Below are 17,888 nucleotides of genomic sequence, written 5' to 3'. Positions count from 1 at the left end.
TATATAGGATTTACGCAGGCTTTAAAAAATCATAGCTTCCAAAGCTTGAGAAGTCAAAGCTTTTTTCCCAGTCCCCAAACCATAAGTTTTTGGTAAAAATGCGTAAGTCTTAATATAATCATCCTTTCTCTGTAGTCACAGCCACCGTTGTATTAGAATAATGATTTTGCTGCTGTAGAGGAATTTCAATGATGAACTCTGTACCCTTCCCTGGTTCTGAAATACACCCTAATTTACCTTTGTGCTTGTCTACCACAATTTGATAGCTAATTGACAAACCCAGACCTGTACCATCACCAACTTCTTTAGTGGTAAAAAATGGATCAAATATGCGTTTTTTTACTTCTTCCGTCATTCCTTTTCCGTTGTCAATAATCCGAATTAAAACATTGCAAAAATTAGGATTTTCAATTTGCTGTTGCAACTGAGAATGCACAGATAAATTTTCCGAGCTTAACTCTGTACTAATAGTAATAATGCGGGGATGTTCTTGATTTTCTAGCGCATCAATTGCATTAGCCAGGATATTCATTAATACTTGGTTTAGTCGTCCAGCATAGCATTCTACCCTTGGTAGATCAGCATATTTTTTTACAATTTGAATACCAATATTACCCGCTTTTGCTTGCCATCTGTGTTTCAAAATTAGTAGCGTACTATCAATACCTTCGTGAATATCAACAAACTTCATTTCTGCTTCATCTAAGCGGGAAAAGTTACGCAAAGATAAAACAATTTCCCTAATTCGAGAAGCACCCACGTTCATAGAAGAAAGACATTTGGGTAAATCATCTTTTAAAAATTCCCAATCTATTTCCTCAATTCTCTCTACAATTTCCGCTCCAGGATTGGGAAAACGCTGTTGATATAGTTCCGAAAGTTCTAGCAAATCTTGTGCATAGTTATTAATATGTTGCAAATTACCTTGAATAAAGTTAACAGGATTATTGATTTCGTGAGCTACACCAGCTACCATTTGACCCAAACTAGACATTTTTTCTGTCTGAATTAATTGAGCTTGAGTAAGCTTAAGATCAGCTAAAGCTTTTTGGAGTTGTGCAGCTTGTACTTGGGCAGTAGTAGCAGCCAAGCGACTTTTATTGTAAATTTCTGCTTGGTCAATTGCGATCGCTAATTGGTCTGTAACTGCCGTTAAAAGTTCTATTTCATAATCATTCCAAGGGCGGAGTTGATCGTAATGTTCGCAAATTAATACACCAATTTTACCAGTGTTAGTTGAAATCACCAGCCCCAGCAGAGCCGTTAAACCCAGGCAAGCTATTTTCTCTCTACTATTAGCATCTAAATTACTATCTTTGGAAAGATTATCTGAACGAAAGAAATTAAATTTAATAATTTGTTCACCCACTGCTGGGACTTGTTTAAGCAAGTCGTAGTGACAAACATCAACAATGGTTGACTCACCAGCTTGTTGAATTAATTCAAAGTAATTTGGCTGAACATCTGTGCGATACCACTGAAAGCTACACCGATGAATCTGTAGTAAATTACGGATTTCATTAACCGCAGTTTCGAGAATTTTAGGCAGATCTAAAGTAGTACGAATTTGGTTAGCCAAACCGTTAAGTAAGGCTTCTCGTTGAGCTAATTGACGATATTGATCTTCTGATTGTAGGACTTTTTCTTCTGCTTGCTTACGTTCGGTAATATCGGCGGCAATTCCTGTAATTCTGTAAACTTCTCCCGACTCGTTGTAAACTGGAAAAGCGCGATCATTGATCCAACGAATTGAACCATCAGGCTGAATAATTCTATATTCTTCGTTATACTCTCCGCAAAGTTGTTTGGGAAAAGCAGCAAGTATTCGCTCTTGATCTTCTGCGTGGATCGCATCTAAAAAAGATTTTGGTTCCTGATACAAACTTTCGCAGCTACGCCCCCAAACTTGCTGATATGCAGGACTGACATAAATTATTCGCTGCTGTTGTAAGTCGCTCATCCAGAAAACTTCACCAATATTTTCTGCTATTTGACGGAAGCGTTGTTCGCTTTCTCGTTTAGCAGTTTCATCTTGTTTGCTTTTAGTAATATCGCTAAAAGTGCAAATCACTCGCATAATACTGCCATCAACTGCCAATTCGGGATCGGCATTAATTAACAACCAAATTAAATTTTGTGTTACTGGATGGTAAACACCCATTACTACATGATGTACTGGCTGACGGGTAGCGATCGCTTGTGCTATTGGTTGAAGTTGTTGCGGAAATTCTGTGCCATCCTCTCGAACTATTTTATTACTTAAATTCAGACAAACTTTGCCTGAAACTTCATCTTCAGTTAAGCCTAGCAAGTTAAGCGCAGCTTGATTGCTAGTAAGGATTTCTAATTTATCACTCACCAGTATTACAGCTACTTGTAAGTTTTGAATCATCGTACGGAAGCGTTTTTCGCTACTTTCTAATATCTCTGATTTCAAAACTTCCGCAGAAATACGGCGGTCAAAAAACGCCGTTAGTAAAGCTATACCAAGGATAATTACAGTAGCAACTCCAATAGAAATCGCCAGTATTAAACTGTCAATTGTGGCGTGGAATGTCTCGTTAGTATGAATAGGTATAAAACTAGCTGCTGCCATACCTGTATAGTGCATCAAAGGTACAGCCGCACCCATGACGATCGCACTACCGATTTTGCGCCACTTACCAACGCCTGTATTAATGTTGCGTAGCTGAAATGCCAACCACAAAGCAACCATTGAGCCCGCGATCGCAATCACTACCGACACCGCTACTAACAACGGGTTATAAACAGTGATTGCATCTATCTGCATAGCCACCATGCCTGTGTAGTGCATAGTAGCAATACCTAATCCCATAAACAGGCTACCGCCTAGCAACCGAGAAATTCCTAAAACTGCCCCACTTACCAAAAACAATGCCAAGCCAGATGCCGCGATCGCAGCCAGCATAGAAATGACTACTATTAATAGGTTGTAACTTACTGGAAGCGACACTTCAAAGGCTAACATTCCTACAAAGTGCATCGCCCAAATGCCAATTCCCATTGCGATCGCACCGCCAGTCAGCCAACCGATTCGGGCTTTCCCTTGAGCTACTGTCACTCTTCCAGCGAGATCAAGAGCAGTATAAGAGGCGATCACCGCAATCAATACTGACATTGCAACTAAGCGCCAGTCATAAGTACTAGCCATTGCTACGCCTGCATGGAGCATTTAGATCATCCTCCGTGAGTTGTCAGACAAATTTTTAATCACTATTTATTTTTAATAAAATTTAGGTTTTTCACAAATTATTATTTCAATTATCAACTATTCCTAACATATATATGCTGGGCAAGTAAGCTAGAAATTATTAATTTTTAATTGATCTAGGTGGTCGTGGTAAATTTGGGCGTATGGGTTCTAAAATCTGATTAAGTTGCCGCAATTGCTCGGCAGTACCCATGCAAATTAACAAATCTCCGTGTAATAATTCCGTTTCACCCGTTGGTCCTCCAATCAGCGTACCATCAGCACGACGAATCGCTAAAACTAACGAGCCAGATTGCGATCGCAGTCGTGCTTCCCTAAGTGTTCTCCCCACTACAGGACAGCTTTTTTCGTTAATTAAAAATTCTTCCATATAGAAAGCACGGTCTGTCCCAGTTAGGATACCATCCACAAAATCCATTACTTGGGGTCTGAGTGCCGCAGCAGCCATGCGTCTACCACCAGTAATATAAGGGGAGACAACTGCATCTGCTCCAGCGCGTTGTAGCTTTTTTAAGGCTTCCTCAGTACTCGCCCGTGCGATCGCCCGAATGCCAGGATTAAGCGTTTTTGCCGACAGCAAAGTGTAGAGGTTTTCCGCATCAGAAGGTAACGCGGCAACTAAACACAGCGCCCGTTCAATACCCACCTTAATTAAAGTTTCATCTAAAGTAGCATCGCCTTGAACAGCAATATAACCAAGTTCTTGCGCTTCCTGAATCTGGTGACTTTCAAAATCTATCGCCACAAACGGAATACTTTCCGCCTGAAATTCCAGGGCAATCTGTCGCCCTGTACGTCCAAATCCGCAAATAATGTAGTGTTGATCTAAAGAGTCCACTATGCGTCGATGTTGTCGGAGTCGTCTACCTTCTTGAAAATAGCCTTGAATCAAGGCTTCAGTAAATCTGTTAACAATGTAACCGATACTGATCACTCCCATCATAATTAGAGTAATCGTAAAAATGCGTCCGCGATCGCCTAAAGGATTAATTTCACCAAAACCCACCGATGATAGAGTGATCACCGTCATATAAACCGCATCTGACCAATGCCACCCTTCAACAAACCTATACCACAGCGTGCCACTGATGAAAACCAAACCCAAAGCGATTACACCTCCAATTAGCTCTTTTTGAATACGTCGATATTTTTGTTCTAGGGTTGAGTACATCTGCTATTAATAATTAACTATTATCAATTACCAATTACTCCTTTCCCGCTTAAAGAATACCTATTTTTATAACCGCCTTAGCGAAGCGAAACGCGATCCTAGTTTTAGACGCAAAGTCCGCCAAGGAAGAGGAAGAATACAATCGGTAATCTTGAGCGTGAGAAGGGAGTAACTAATGATCTATGAGCAGCTTAATATTATGAGTTTATTTCCACCCAGCTACTTATAAAGATGAATTTATTGTTTAAATAAATGCAACACTTTTAATCAATTTCCCTTAAAATGCCAAAAAATCTCATAGGAGTTAAGTAGTGAGCATAGAAACCTTAGCAAATCATCCCTCCATCCCAGCAGAATCAGATCCAGTAATGTCTAGTTTATTTAGCCCAGAAGGCTTTGATGAGTCTGTGATGGCGACATACGGGCGTTTTCCCTTAGCTTTAGAACGGGGACAAGGAAGCAAAGTTTGGGATACTAACGGCAAAGAATACCTAGATTTTGTAGCGGGAATTGCTACTTGTACATTAGGACACGCCCATCCTGTCATGGTAGAAACAGTAACCCAGCAAATGCAAAAGCTGCATCATGTTTCTAACTTGTATTACATCCCAGTACAAGGAGAGTTAGCCAAATGGCTAATTGAGCATTCCTGCGCCGATAGCGTATTTTTCTGCAACTCTGGTGCAGAAGCTAACGAAGGAGCAATTAAATTAGCTCGCAAATATGCCCACACAGTCTTAGGGATTAAGCAACCAGTAATTTTAACTGCTCACGCCAGTTTCCACGGACGGACACTAGCAACGATTACCGCTACTGGTCAACCGAAGTATCAGCAAAACTTCGATCCCTTAATGCCAGGTTTCCACTATGTACCTTACAACGATATTGCTGCAATAGAAACAGCGATCGCACAACTTGATGCAGACGAACGTAAAGTAGCAGCAATTCTCCTAGAACCCCTACAGGGAGAAGGTGGTGTTCGCCCTGGAGATGTTGCTTACTTCCAACAAATTCGGAAGATTTGTGACGAAAAAGGCATTTTATTAATCTTAGATGAAGTGCAAGTCGGCATGGGTCGGACTGGCAAGTTTTGGGGATATGAGAATTTAGGCATAGAGCCAGATATCTTCACCAGTGCTAAAGGATTAGGCGGTGGGATTCCTATCGGTGCGACTTTATGTAAGCAATTCTGTAACGTCTTCCAACCAGGAGATCACGCCAGCACCTTTGGTGGAAATCCCTTTGTTTGCGCCGTCGCCCTTTCTGTGTGTCAAACCTTAGAAAAAGAACACCTGCTGCAAAATGTTGAGCAACGGGGTGAACAATTAAGACAAGGCTTAAAAGCGATCGCCACTAACTACCCCGATCATATTACCGAAGTACGGGGTTGGGGCTTAATCAACGGCATGGAACTTAATGCCGATACAAAGCTAACTGCTGCTGATATAGTTAAAGCTTGCATGGCAGAAGGTTTATTATTAGTCCCTGCTGGCGCTAAAGTAGTCAGGTTTGTCCCACCACTAATTGTTACCGCCCCAGAAGTAGATCAAGCCTTAAAAGCAATTCAGAGAGGAATAGCTGCTGCTATAGGTTAATGCTACATACACCCAACTCAGATCCCTTTTCCTGTCCCCCCCTTAAAAAGGGGGGCTAGGGGGGATCTAACTTTCAGACTGCGTAGTTCTGAATACTAATAATGAACAAAATTCAACAAATATTAGCTACTAAAAGGTAAAATTCAAACCGTAATAGCAATATATCTGTAGCTATTAAAATTAATCATAAGGAAAAGTTTATAGATGGGACGGATATTTATTTCGGCTGCTCACGGTGGCATTGAATCAGGTCGTCGCGACGCTGGGGCAGTTGCAGGAAATACAACAGAAGCGCAAGAAATGATTTTACTGCGCGATTTAATTCTGCCAGAAATGCGATCGCGCGGTTTTGAAGTCTTTTCTGTTCCCGATGATTTAAGCTTAAAGGGGACAATTAGCTGGATTAATTCCCGCGCTCGTCAAGGTGATATCAGCATAGAAATTCATGCTGATGCTTTTGGCAACCCAGATGTACGTGGTTCTGCTGTTTTTTATATTGCCAATAATGCAGAACGCAAAAAACAGGCAGAAATGCTGTTGTTAGCATTGCTGCGTCGGGTTCCTCAGCTACCAAACCGAGGTGCAAAACCAGACACCGCTACTGGGATTGGGCGTGTCGCATTTTGTCGCGATGTCTCGCTGCCCTCAATGTTGATGCAAGTTGGGTTTTTAACCAACCCAGACGATCGCTTTATCATTCAAAATCGCCGCCGTGACCTGGCACTAGGAATCGCCGACGGGTTGGAATCTTGGAGTCGAGGTGGTGCTACTGATCCTGGAAAAAATCCTACTTACGCACCAATTAATATCAAAATTAATAATCAACTTTATGGAGAAAAAGGCATCCTAGTTAATGATAATGCCTACATTCCTATTGATTTAGTAGACCGCCTCAGAGTTGACCTGAGCAATGCCCCAAATGTTCGTCGTTTCCCCTACAAAGGCGTAGTTTATGTCAAAGCAATTGAATTACGAGATTTTAACGTTTCAATAGCTTGGGATAGTGCTAGTCGTACAGTTACTTTGCGCTCAATTTTAGAGATTTGCCCTGGTCAGATTGATCGCATTATGGGTCATGGCAATTCCACTGAAGTACAACTGATGATGTTTCTCAAAGCTAATAATGCCAATGCCCTCAACCAGTTTCCTGACTTACCCAAACTTTACCGCGAAGAAGCATCTGTTGAAGGGGTTAACTATGACATTGCGTTCTGCCAAATGTGTGTAGAAACCGGATTTCTTCGCTTCGGAGGAGATATTAGACCTGAGCAAAATAACTTTGCAGGTTTAGGTTCAATTGGTGGTGAAGCCGAGGGCGCAACATTTCCGAGTGCCAGATTGGGAGTGCGGGCGCATATCCAACATTTAAAAGCTTACGCCAGTTTAGAACCTTTAGTTCAGGAATTGATAGATCCCCGCTTTCGCTTTGTGACACGCGGGATCGCTCCTTTACTTCAACAACTTAGTGGTCGTTGGGCTGCCGACTTAGATTATGGCGATAAAATTATGGCTGCCCTGAGACGACTTTATGAATCAGCAGGCTTAATTTAATCAATTATCAATGAGCAATAAACCTCTTGCGTTAAGAAAATCCTGGCTTACATCTGCGCTCATTGTGCGTCTATCTGCTCACATCTGCGATAAAAAAAACAATTACCACTCACCAACCACATTCAAAATTGTGCGATCGCGCCCTGATGTTTTAGCCTGATACAATGCTTTATCTGCACTAGCTAACAGCAGTTCTTTTGATTGCTCTTGGTGGGGATAAGTGCTAGCTACACCCAAGCTTAAGGTGACATATTCACTAACTTTAGAACCTGCATGAGGTATGTGCAATTGTTTCAGGTTTTCTCGAATTTTTTCGGCTACCTCAAAAGCATTTTCAGCTAAAGTATTCGGTAAAAGTACAACAAATTCTTCTCCCCCATAACGAGCAACTAAGTCCCCTACTCGTTTGACGTTATTACTAAGGGTATTAGCAACTAATTTTAAACATTCGTCGCCAGCTTGGTGACCGTAAGTATCGTTATATCTCTTGAAAAAGTCAATATCGCACAAAATTAAAGATAAAGGTAAAAATGTTCTTGAATGCCGCCGCCATTCCTCATCAAAATATTCATCAAATCGTCGTCGGTTTGCCACCTGAGTTAAACCATCACTGTTAGCTAGGCGTTGCAATTCCAGATTCGCCGCTTCAAGCTGTTCAACTAATAAAAATTGATGGATTAAACGTCGTACTCTTTGTAATAATACAGGCCAGTGAATTGGCTTAGTGACATACTCAGTAGCTCCAACTGCAAATGCTCGATCAACTGACTCTTTATCATCTAGCGATGTAATCATCAAAATGGGAGTGCGATCGCCCCCTGGCAGCTTTTGTAAGTAGGTACAGCAGGTAAAGCCATCCATTACAGGCATCAGCGCATCAATTAAAACAATATGCGGTTGATAATCTTGATAAGCCTTGAGACACTCCTCTCCATTACTAGCCTCTACTACTTGATAGTCTTGTTGCTCCATTGCTCGACGTAGCAGTTGCCTAGTCATCTGATCATCATCTACAACCAATACTATTGGGGGCTCTTGAAATAGAGAAGCCGTGTTCATTCTTGATCCCGCTGTCATTCTGTTTGCAAATTAATAGCTTCTTTTCAAGAACTCTCCACCAATTTTACCAACGACCATCTTATTTCTAAATTTTATGTTTTAGGGAAGAGGAGGGAGGAGGGAGGGGAGCGAGAAAGAGTGTTTGATAACTTTATATCTAACTTAAAAATGTACAATTTAAATGCGCGTTAGCTTATTCCTGAAGAACTATATTATCTGAGGATTGTTTATTTATTCTACAGACTGCTGCTCATTTACTGTCAGAGATACTGGAGTTGATGCAGGACACTTGCTCAACGCTTCCATCAATACATCTTTGTTGAGAGGTTTGCTAATAAAGTCATTCATCCCTACATTTAAACATTCCTCCCGCACCCCACCAATGGTATTTGCCGTCACAGCAATTATCCAAGGGCTGTTCTCTTGGTTCCACTCCTGGCGAATTTGGCGTGTAGCTTCAATGCCATCCATTTCTGGCATTTGCACATCCATTAACACTACATCATATTGCTGATGCCGTAGAGCATCGAGTACTTCCAAACCATTAGTGGCTAAATCTGCCTTCAAACCTAGCTGTTTCAACATCTGTGATGCCACTTTTTGGTTAATCACATTGTCCTCAGCTAAAAGAATTTTTAAGGATAGATTGAGAACTATATCCACATTTATTTACTCCTGGCAACAAAATAGATTTAATCTTACAGGTTTTTACACCAAATACATAAATAAATCTTAAGATTAATCAATTCATCATTCAATAGCTATATTTACGACAGCCAGGGGAGATAATATTATAATATGTCAACGTTATTTTTTAATTTATAGTTATTGATACAAACAAGTTTGTGGGAAATTTTTATCAACCTGAAAATAGTAAACTACTGCTCTTATCTTGTAATTTCAGCAAGCGGAGTGAATCTACCGGATAGTTGAATAAACCTCAGCCAAATAGCTGAAGTTTATTTTAACTTTATTCAAAACCCTCAGTCGGTTTTGCTTCAACTGTTAAGTTTGGAAGCCCTTCCAGTTTTTCAGCGACAACAGGTTCTTGCTCTACCTTGGGAACTAACAAAGTTAATCCACCAGGTACACACTCAATATCAACTGGTGTTGTACCGATAATTTCGCCATCAAGCACAACTTTTTGAGGCGGATCAGTTCTAACTTGAAGCCTGCTAGCGCGGAGATAACCAATATCATCGCGTTCAACAGCACTTCCTGCTAGAGCAGTTCTGAGTAAATGATAAGAAGCAGCGATCGCTCCTGTAATATTTAATGGTGCTACTACAGTTACATCCAATAACCCATCATCCACAATAATCCCTGCTGGTCCTTGAGCCAGTATCGAAGTAGGTGGCGCAGCATTGGCAATAGTTACAGCCGCCGCCGTTACCTTCACCACTTTATCTTCAGTTTCAATTTCAACTTCAAACTTGGGCATTTCTCCTAATAGCTGTATTCCTCCCAGAATATATGCCAACATTCCCAGACGGCTTTTACTTTCTCTGTCAGCTTTTTCGACTGTTTCAGCCTCAAACCCAATTCCCGCAAGTAAAACCATTGGCAAACCGTTACAATAAGCCGCGTCTACTACCCGCGTTGCACCACCCAAGATTGTTTGGCAAGCTGCTTCAATCGTATCTGGTAGTCCTAACGCAGTGGCAAAAGCATTAGCTGTTCCCCGTGAAATAATCCCCAAGGGAATATCTTTCCCGATTAAAGCCCCCGCAGTAGCAGAAAGAGTGCCGTCACCTCCAGAAGCAATAATTGTACTAGCTCCCCTGGCTATAGCTTGATCCGCTAGTTCAGAAGCATCAATTTCTGGTGTTGTCAATTGAATATCCAGGTCAATTTCTGGCTCTAAGATTGAGCGGATTTGTGCTAAATCTTGATCTGCATCACTTTGACCTGCAACAGGATTAAAAATTAGACAAGCAGAGCGCTTCATTATCAATTAAAAATTATCAATTAACAATTATCAATGACCAGTGACACCTCACCAATCACCAATCTAACAGTTAGTTAAGAAGATCGCGCATTTAATCTGTACATTTGGAATAAAGAAGAAAAGTTATCAAAATCTCTTCCCCTCTCTCCTCTCTCCTCCCTCCTCTCCCCCCTAAAACACAACAGCTTAAGAACTAAGCACCCGCTTCATATTTAAAACATCGCTCATTTGCTTAATTTGAGTAAAACAACGCTCAAGTTGTGGGCGATCGCGAATATCAATACACAAATCAATCACTGCTGGTCTATTGGGATGAGTTTTGACTTGAGCATTACGCACATTGATATTCTGGTCGGTTAAGCGAGACAAAATATCTTTTAGTACACCCACGCGATCAAGAACTTCAATTTGAATATTCACCGGATAAGTTTGGGCGCGTCTAGTATCAGAATCAACAGGATTCCAACTTACAGGTACTAAGCGATCGCCTTCAATATTTTCGACATTTGTGCAGCCTTGGCGATGAACAGAAATTCCACGAGCGCCACGAGTTACCACCCCAATTATGCCTTCTCCTGGGATCGGGTTACAACAACCAGCTAGGTAATAAAGTAACCCTTCAATCCCAGCAATTGGGGATTTACTAGAAGTGTTAGCACCTGTGCGTCCGTTTGTATGAGTAGAGGACGAAGGTAGAACTTCTAAGACCGGAGCGATCGGCTGAGATGCCTTAATATTATCTCGTAAACGATTTACCACCTGGTTAAGAGTTACTTCCCCATAACCCAAACCCGCCAATAAATCTTCAACGCTATGATAATTGAAGCGATGCGCTACTGCCTGCATTGGTTCAGATTTCAGCAACGATTCAAAACCATTTCTACCTAATTCTTTCTCCAGTAATTCTCGCCCACGAGCAACATTTTCTTCGCGGTGTGATTTCTTATACCACTGCCGAATCCGATTTTTTGCCCCAGTCGTTGCTACAAAATTTAGCCAATCTAAGCTAGGACGGCTATTTTCTCTGGTGATAATTTCTACAATATCCCCATTACTAAGGTGCGTATCCAAAGTAACAATTCGTCCATTCACCTTAGCACCAGCACAGTGATTACCCACCTCTGTATGAATCCGGTAGGCAAAATCAACTGTAGTAGCACCACGACTTAGTGGCACTACATCACCTTGTGGCGTAAATACATAAACGTCATCGTCAAATAAATTGTCTTTAACGTTTTCTAGGTATTCTTGAGCATCTTTGAGTTCGTTTTGCCAATCTAATAGTTGACGCAACCAAGTAAACTTTTCATCTGTTCCTGTCACCTTGCTACGATTAGAATTTCCGGTTTCCTTATATTTCCAATGAGCCGCAATCCCATACTCCGCAATATGGTGCATTTGCTGAGTACGGATTTGGATCTCTAAAGGACGACCATTAAGACTAACAACAGTTGTATGCAAAGATTGATAGCGGTTAGGCTTTGGTAAACCAATATAATCTTTAAACCTACCAGGGATCGGACGAAAAGCATCGTGAACAACCGCTAAAGCACGGTAACATTCTTCATTTGTCTTAACAAGGATGCGGATTGCAGCTAGATCGAATATTTCGCTAAATTCTTTTTGCTGGCGTTGCATCTTTTGATATATTCCATAAAGATGCTTAGGACGACCACTCAACTCTAGACACTCAATTCCAGATGCAGTCAAACCTTGCTGCAAAATTTCTGTGACATTAGTTAATCTAGCTTCACGGTCTGTACGTTTCTCGGCTACTAAAAGTTGAATTTTCCGATAAGCTTCTGGTTCTAAATATTTAAACGCTAAATCTTCTAATTCCCACTTAAAACGTCCGATCCCCAAGCGGTTTGCTAGTGGAGCAAAAATTTCTCGTGTTTCTAAGGCAATGCGTCGGCGTTTTTCATCCGGCAGATGCTCTAGCGTCCGCATATTATGCAGTCTATCTGCTAGTTTTACCACAATTACCCTAATATCATGAGCCATCGCGATGAACATCCGGCGAAAGTTCTCAGCTTGGCGTTCTTTTTTACTAGAAAAATTCAATTTAGAAAGCTTGGTAACTCCTTCTACCAGTTGCCGGACTTCCTTACCAAACATTTTTTCGAGGTCATCTGAAGTGACATCGGTATCTTCTACGATGTCGTGCAAAAATCCTGCCGCGATCATAGCACCGCTACCACCAAGATCCCGCAACAACCCAGCAACAGCAACAGGATGGCAAATGTATGGTTCTCCAGATGCGCGACGTTGACCGTCGTGGAGATTGTAACCAAATTCAAATGCCCGACAAATCAAATCGGCATCCTGCACATTGGCATCAGCAGACACATCTTGATCAGGCTGGCTGCGAGTAATTAAGCATTGTTGTAGCCAGTCAGGAATTTCACAATCAATAACGGGAGTGGGAGTAGAAGTGGAGGAGGTAGATGGGGCGTTCACACTATTTAGCATTTTTATTAATAATTTAGGTAGTTGAGATGTTAGAGGCGGGATTAACCACCTAAGTAATAATGTCTAATAGCCCGATCTACCTGCCCTGTCAGAAATCCGTCAATATTGCCATCTTGAAATCTGACGGACGGATTCTGACTATCTCAGGATCGGTATATACGGCTATTTTGTGTAGAAACGTGCGTAGGCGTAGCCCGTCGTAGACATCGCTGATGAAGGAAATCTTGCTTTCATCTGATCAGACGTAGGCAAGCACTCTTAGAGCGATCTTCTTTATCAATTAGACAAAATTCTTTACATTAATCTTAGTCTAATTATCTTTGAATGTTACCACCGTCACATCGCGATCGCTACCAGGAATTTTTACAAGCACTCTTGCAACTCCAAAAAGCTGCTACTACACCAAATCAGGAGGGCGCATCCGTAAATGCTGCCTTGGAGAAAGTGCAACAAATTTTTACTACCCAAATCTTGAACTTAAGCCTAGATCAGCTAGATTTGCCGGAATTATCCCGTATGCAATCTTATTTAACGGAAATCCATCGGCTGATGCGGATGTTACAGATGGATATGATGTTTTTGCAGGCATCCCAGCATCGGGAAACTAAAGAGCAAAGGCAAGAGGCTTTTGATCATCGGGTCAAAAGTTTGATTGGTTGGTGCGAATCCATCCTCCAAACGGAATAAAATTATCATATTAGGAGGTAAATTTCTGTGAACTGTCCCAAATGTAAGCATTCACCATTAATGGATAGCACCTTGAGTGGCAAATTAGCTGTTAATTCTTGCCAGGATTGCCAAGGTAGCTGGATTCGCGCTAACGATTATGAAAATTGGCATCAAGAAAACGCATCTGAGGAACCGGATTTATTTTCGCAAATACATCATGTAGATTATGTACCATCACCTTTTGATAACAAAGCAGCTTTGTGTCCAGATTGCCAGCGCATTTTGTCTCGCGCCAAGGTTAGCTTAAAAACCTCATTTTATATAGAACGCTGTTCTAGCTGTAACGGGATTTGGTGTGATGGCGGCGAGTGGGACGTTTTGGAAAAATTAGGGTGGCATACTCATATAGAACAATTGTTTACGGCTGGATGGCAAGCGCGGATGCGCGAGTATCAACACGCAGAACAAGAGCGACAAGCAATTGTGGATAAAGTAGGATCAGAAATTGCGGAAAAAGTATTTGAGTTAGCAACTATTTTGGAACAGCACCCTAATGGAGATTTTGCGGCTGCTTATTTGATGAGGCGTTGTGAAAAAGATAAAACGTCTTTCCTCAATCAGCTAAAACTGTAAATAAAGTTGAGTAGGAAAGCTTTGAACGATAATTTCTACTTACTTAACCGAAAAGAGATTTTAACCGCAGATACACGCAGATAAACGCAGATAATTTTCTGTGATTAATTTCGGATAGACTCTAAGAGCCTAGCCAAAAAAGCTATTTGATGTGAATAAACCTCTATATTTATCTGTGTCCATCTGTGTTTATCTGTGGTTAAAAATCTCCTCAAACCACTTTTCGGATAGGTTTTAAAATAGCTGATTGCTCTATAAACCTTTTGCATAAGTTGATAAAGTTTATATTTTATCTGCGTGTATCTGTGTGCATCGGCGGTTAATCATCTAAAATTTTACTTCTGCAAGAGGTCTAATAATTAGCTACTCTTGATCAAGTATTTCCCACTAAGCTAATAGCTAAACGCTGATAGCTGAACGCTAAAATGAGCCAAGTTTTGTTTAATGTCGAAAATTTGCGGGTATCCTATCCCAACAGCCGCGCTACCGCTCAGACACAATGGGCTGTAGATGACGTTTCTTTTACCCTCCAACCTGGAGAAAAGTTAGGTTTGGTTGGGGAGTCTGGTTGTGGTAAATCTACGCTGGGAAGGGCAGCAATGCGCCTTTTACCCGCCGGAAGCCAAGTTGAAGGTAAGGTAAGTTTTAATGGTCAGTTGGTTTTTGATTTGACACCTGCTGAATTACGGCGGTTTCGTGGTGAAGCGGTGGCGCTGATATTCCAAGATCCGATGACACGCCTTGATCCCTTAATGACTATTGGTGAGCATTGTTTAGAAACGTTGCAAGCTCATCAACCACAATTATCAAGGCGACAAGCGAAGGAAAAAGCAATTGAAACTTTAGAAGCTGTCAAAATACCCGCGAGTAGATGGGCGCAGTATCCCCATGAGTTTAGCGGTGGGATGCGTCAACGGGTAGCGATCGCACTTGCGTTACTCCTCAATCCTAAGTTAATTGTCGCTGATGAACCGACTACTAGCTTAGATGTAACTGTATCGGCGCAGATATTACAGGAGTTAACTCGCTTATGTCGTGAGCGCGATATGGCGCTGATCTTAATTTCTCACGACTTGGCAATGGTGGGGGAATATTGCGATCGCATTGCTGTGATGTACCAAGGCAAAATGGTAGAAGCAGGCGCTACTCAAAAGATTTTTCAAAATCCACAGCATGAATATACGAAATCGCTTTTAGAAGCAGCTTTGCATATTCAAGCGGTAAGTGAAAAGGAGGCAACGGATGTTGTAACGGATGGGGTGGAAGCGACTCCACTGGTTTTGCGTGTGACTGATTTGAAGCAGTACTATACTTTAGAGCGTAATTTTATTGAGAAGTTGTTTAAGCAAGAAGACACAGTTATCAAGGCTGTGGATAACATTAATCTCAATTTGTATCAAGGGGAAATTTTAGGATTAGTGGGAGAATCGGGTTGTGGTAAAAGTACCTTATCTCGCACTATTTTGCAGTTAATTCGCGCCACAAGTGGGAAAGTTGAATTTTTTGGAAAAGATTTAACTAAGCTGTCTACTCAGTCAGTCAGGGCTTCGCGGCGTGATATCCAAATGGTGTTTCAAGATCCTCACGCTTGCCTTAACCCGTTAATGACTGTGGGAGAAAGTATTGCTGATCCGTTATTTATTCACAACCTTGCTACTAAAGATACAGCAAAAGATCAGGTAATAAAAATGCTGGAACGAGTTGGACTAACTCCAGCAGAAGAATATTATCAAAGATATCCCTCTGATTTATCTGGGGGACAACAACAACGAGTTGCGATCGCACGTGCCTTAATTACCCGTCCGAAGTTGTTAATCTGTGATGAACCTGTAAGTATGTTAGATGCTAGTGTGCAATCGCAAGTATTAGATTTGATGTTGGAGTTAAAAGATGAATTTAACTTAACCTATTTGTTTATTACTCACGATTTGTGGTTAGCGAGGTTTTTGTGCGATCGTATTGCTGTGATGAATAGTGGTCAAATTGTAGAGTTAGGAAAAACTCACGATATCTTTACAAATCCTCAGCATCCTTATACCCAGACCTTGTTAAAAGCTGCTCCGTTATTAGCGCGGCAGGCATAAAAACCTAACCCCCCAGCCCCCTTCCCCTTTACAGGGAGGGGGAAACTGTTACGCTTAAGTATTCATACATAATTTGACAAACTATATTGACTAGCTATTGAATTTATATATATGCAATCAAAAACGGAAAATATGCAATCTACAGGCATCAATCACACTCCCGATGACTCCTACCTCGACTTGCTAGAGGAAGTAGATTTTAATCCCGTTTTTATTATGGGAGACCATCGGTCAGGGACGACCTTGTTGTACAAGACATTGGTAGCAACAGAGTGTTTCAACTATGTCAGCGCCTACAATGTCATTCAATATGATCAGCTTTTGCCCAATAAGGTAAATCAAACCCAGAATCAGGCTCGTCAGGAGTTGGAGGAACTCATGCAATCCCTAGGGATAAGTGATCGCATAATTGATAATGTGGAAGCAACTCCAGATTTGCCTGAAGAGTATGGATTCATCCTCAAAAATTCTGGGTATGAGTCCTACCTAAATCCTGACAACCTACCTGTTTTTACACAGTTGTGCAGGAAGATTCAATTCGTGTCTGTTTCAGATAGACCACTGTTGCTCAAGAATCCCTGGTGCTTTCCCCACTTCATGTATGTCAAGAGCGTTTTTCCAGAAGCTAAGTTTATATTTATTCATCGACATCCGATTGATGTCATCAATTCTAAGTTGAAAGCCACACGCTCTATATTGGCTACCCGGAATCCCTACCTTGTTCTACTATCCGAGCAGTACGCACAGATCTTCAAAAATCCCATGCAACGCTTTGTTTATCGGCTGTTGTATTCAACGTATTTCGACCTGGGATTGCGTCATGTGACTAAATCGGCTGTTCAATCAACAACTTACTTTTTGCAGAATATTGACTCTTTGCCAAAGACAGATTATGTATCTGTCAAATATGAAGACCTATGTAATGAGCCAGAGGAAACCATTCTTAAGATTTTGGGGTTTTTGGGACTCAAGCAGCGATCAACTTTAGCTTATAATACGTTGATCAAACCACGCCCGGTCAAGTTATTGCCAGAGGTGCAAGGGAAGTATGAGCAAATCCGCCAGAAGTTGCAACCGTATTTTGCTTACCACAGTTACGATACTTAGACTGGAATTTGACTGCTGCTTAAATGTTATGTATTGTTTCAATTAATCATATAAAAATCTTAAATAAGATTAGTAATTAAAAAAAGATAATCTATGGGGAAGTTTCTAAGTTTTCTAGCTTTGAGTTACTTTTTTTATGTGATATGCAGCAAACAGTTCTAGACAGTGCCACTCCCAAGCTTAAACAATTACTAGGATATGAATTTAAGTCTGCTCTTTATAACGATATCAAAAGAATCCGTTCAGGAAATTGGAATTGATAGTCATAATACCAACTCACTAGCAACATTTGCACACTGTTAGTGAGCAATTAAATTATTTGCTTATAATTACTAACTAGAACGATTACTCAGTGAAAGAGGGAAAA

At 41.1% G+C, this 17,888-nt stretch carries 12 protein-coding genes; 6 read left to right on the top strand and 6 right to left on the bottom strand.

Annotated features, from left to right (window positions below; translation table 11 throughout):
• Positions 1–118: 118 nt before the first annotated feature.
• A complete protein-coding gene (locus CRI9333_RS24890; RefSeq protein ID WP_015203196.1) occupies positions 119–3,193 on the bottom strand; it encodes an MHYT domain-containing protein in 3,075 nt (1,024 codons plus the stop codon).
• 139 nt (positions 3,194–3,332) lie between these two features.
• On the bottom strand, positions 3,333–4,403 hold the full coding sequence (locus tag CRI9333_RS10760) for a potassium channel family protein (RefSeq protein WP_015203195.1): 1,071 nt from the start codon (positions 4,401–4,403) through the stop codon (positions 3,333–3,335).
• A 311-nt stretch (positions 4,404–4,714) separates the two neighbouring features.
• Between CRI9333_RS10760 and CRI9333_RS10755 the strand changes: the two genes are divergently transcribed.
• Both CRI9333_RS10755 and tftA read left to right on the top strand, forming a co-directional pair.
• Positions 4,715–5,998, top strand: a complete 1,284-nt coding sequence (locus CRI9333_RS10755; RefSeq protein WP_015203194.1) for an aspartate aminotransferase family protein — start codon at positions 4,715–4,717, stop codon at positions 5,996–5,998.
• A 204-nt stretch (positions 5,999–6,202) separates the two neighbouring features.
• Positions 6,203–7,549 (top strand): hormogonium tapered terminus morphoprotein TftA, encoded by a 1,347-nt coding sequence (gene tftA, locus CRI9333_RS10750; protein WP_015203193.1) that lies wholly within the window; start codon positions 6,203–6,205, stop codon positions 7,547–7,549.
• Between the two features lie 102 nt (positions 7,550–7,651).
• On the opposite strand, the gene CRI9333_RS10745 is transcribed toward tftA, so the two are convergent.
• The 4 genes from CRI9333_RS10745 to CRI9333_RS10730 all read right to left on the bottom strand — a co-directional run bounded on the left by CRI9333_RS10745 (position 7,652) and on the right by CRI9333_RS10730 (position 13,028).
• Entirely contained in the window at positions 7,652–8,608 is a 957-nt protein-coding gene (locus CRI9333_RS10745) for a response regulator (RefSeq protein ID WP_015203192.1), read from the bottom strand.
• Between the two features lie 231 nt (positions 8,609–8,839).
• The gene (locus CRI9333_RS10740) at positions 8,840–9,271 is read right to left on the bottom strand and encodes a response regulator (protein ID WP_015203191.1); all 432 of its coding nucleotides are present in this window, start codon (positions 9,269–9,271) and stop codon (positions 8,840–8,842) included.
• 307 nt (positions 9,272–9,578) lie between these two features.
• Complete coding sequence (locus CRI9333_RS10735) at positions 9,579–10,556, bottom strand: YegS/Rv2252/BmrU family lipid kinase (RefSeq protein ID WP_015203190.1); 978 nt, start codon at positions 10,554–10,556, stop codon at positions 9,579–9,581.
• A gap of 186 nt (positions 10,557–10,742) precedes the next feature.
• Positions 10,743–13,028, bottom strand: a complete 2,286-nt coding sequence (locus CRI9333_RS10730; RefSeq protein ID WP_015203189.1) for a RelA/SpoT family protein — start codon at positions 13,026–13,028, stop codon at positions 10,743–10,745.
• A 324-nt stretch (positions 13,029–13,352) separates the two neighbouring features.
• Here CRI9333_RS10730 and patD point away from each other — a divergent pair, with 324 nt between their 5' ends.
• From patD to CRI9333_RS10710, 4 genes are all read left to right on the top strand, one after another.
• Entirely contained in the window at positions 13,353–13,715 is a 363-nt protein-coding gene (gene patD, locus CRI9333_RS10725) for a heterocyst frequency control protein PatD (protein ID WP_015203188.1), read from the top strand.
• 27 nt (positions 13,716–13,742) lie between these two features.
• The gene (locus CRI9333_RS10720) at positions 13,743–14,330 is read left to right on the top strand and encodes a zf-TFIIB domain-containing protein (RefSeq protein WP_015203187.1); all 588 of its coding nucleotides are present in this window, start codon (positions 13,743–13,745) and stop codon (positions 14,328–14,330) included.
• A gap of 425 nt (positions 14,331–14,755) precedes the next feature.
• Positions 14,756–16,414, top strand: a complete 1,659-nt coding sequence (locus tag CRI9333_RS10715; RefSeq protein ID WP_015203186.1) for a dipeptide ABC transporter ATP-binding protein — start codon at positions 14,756–14,758, stop codon at positions 16,412–16,414.
• 111 nt (positions 16,415–16,525) lie between these two features.
• Positions 16,526–17,521, top strand: coding sequence for a sulfotransferase family protein (locus CRI9333_RS10710; RefSeq protein ID WP_015203185.1), 996 nt, complete (start codon positions 16,526–16,528; stop codon positions 17,519–17,521).
• Positions 17,522–17,888: the final 367 nt, after the last annotated feature.

The sequence above is a fragment of the Crinalium epipsammum PCC 9333 genome, from assembly GCF_000317495.1.
Lineage (GTDB): Bacteria > Cyanobacteriota > Cyanobacteriia > Cyanobacteriales > PCC-9333 > Crinalium > Crinalium epipsammum.
Note: the sequence above shows the minus strand (reverse complement) of the source record. Positions and strands in the feature narration are given on the sequence as shown.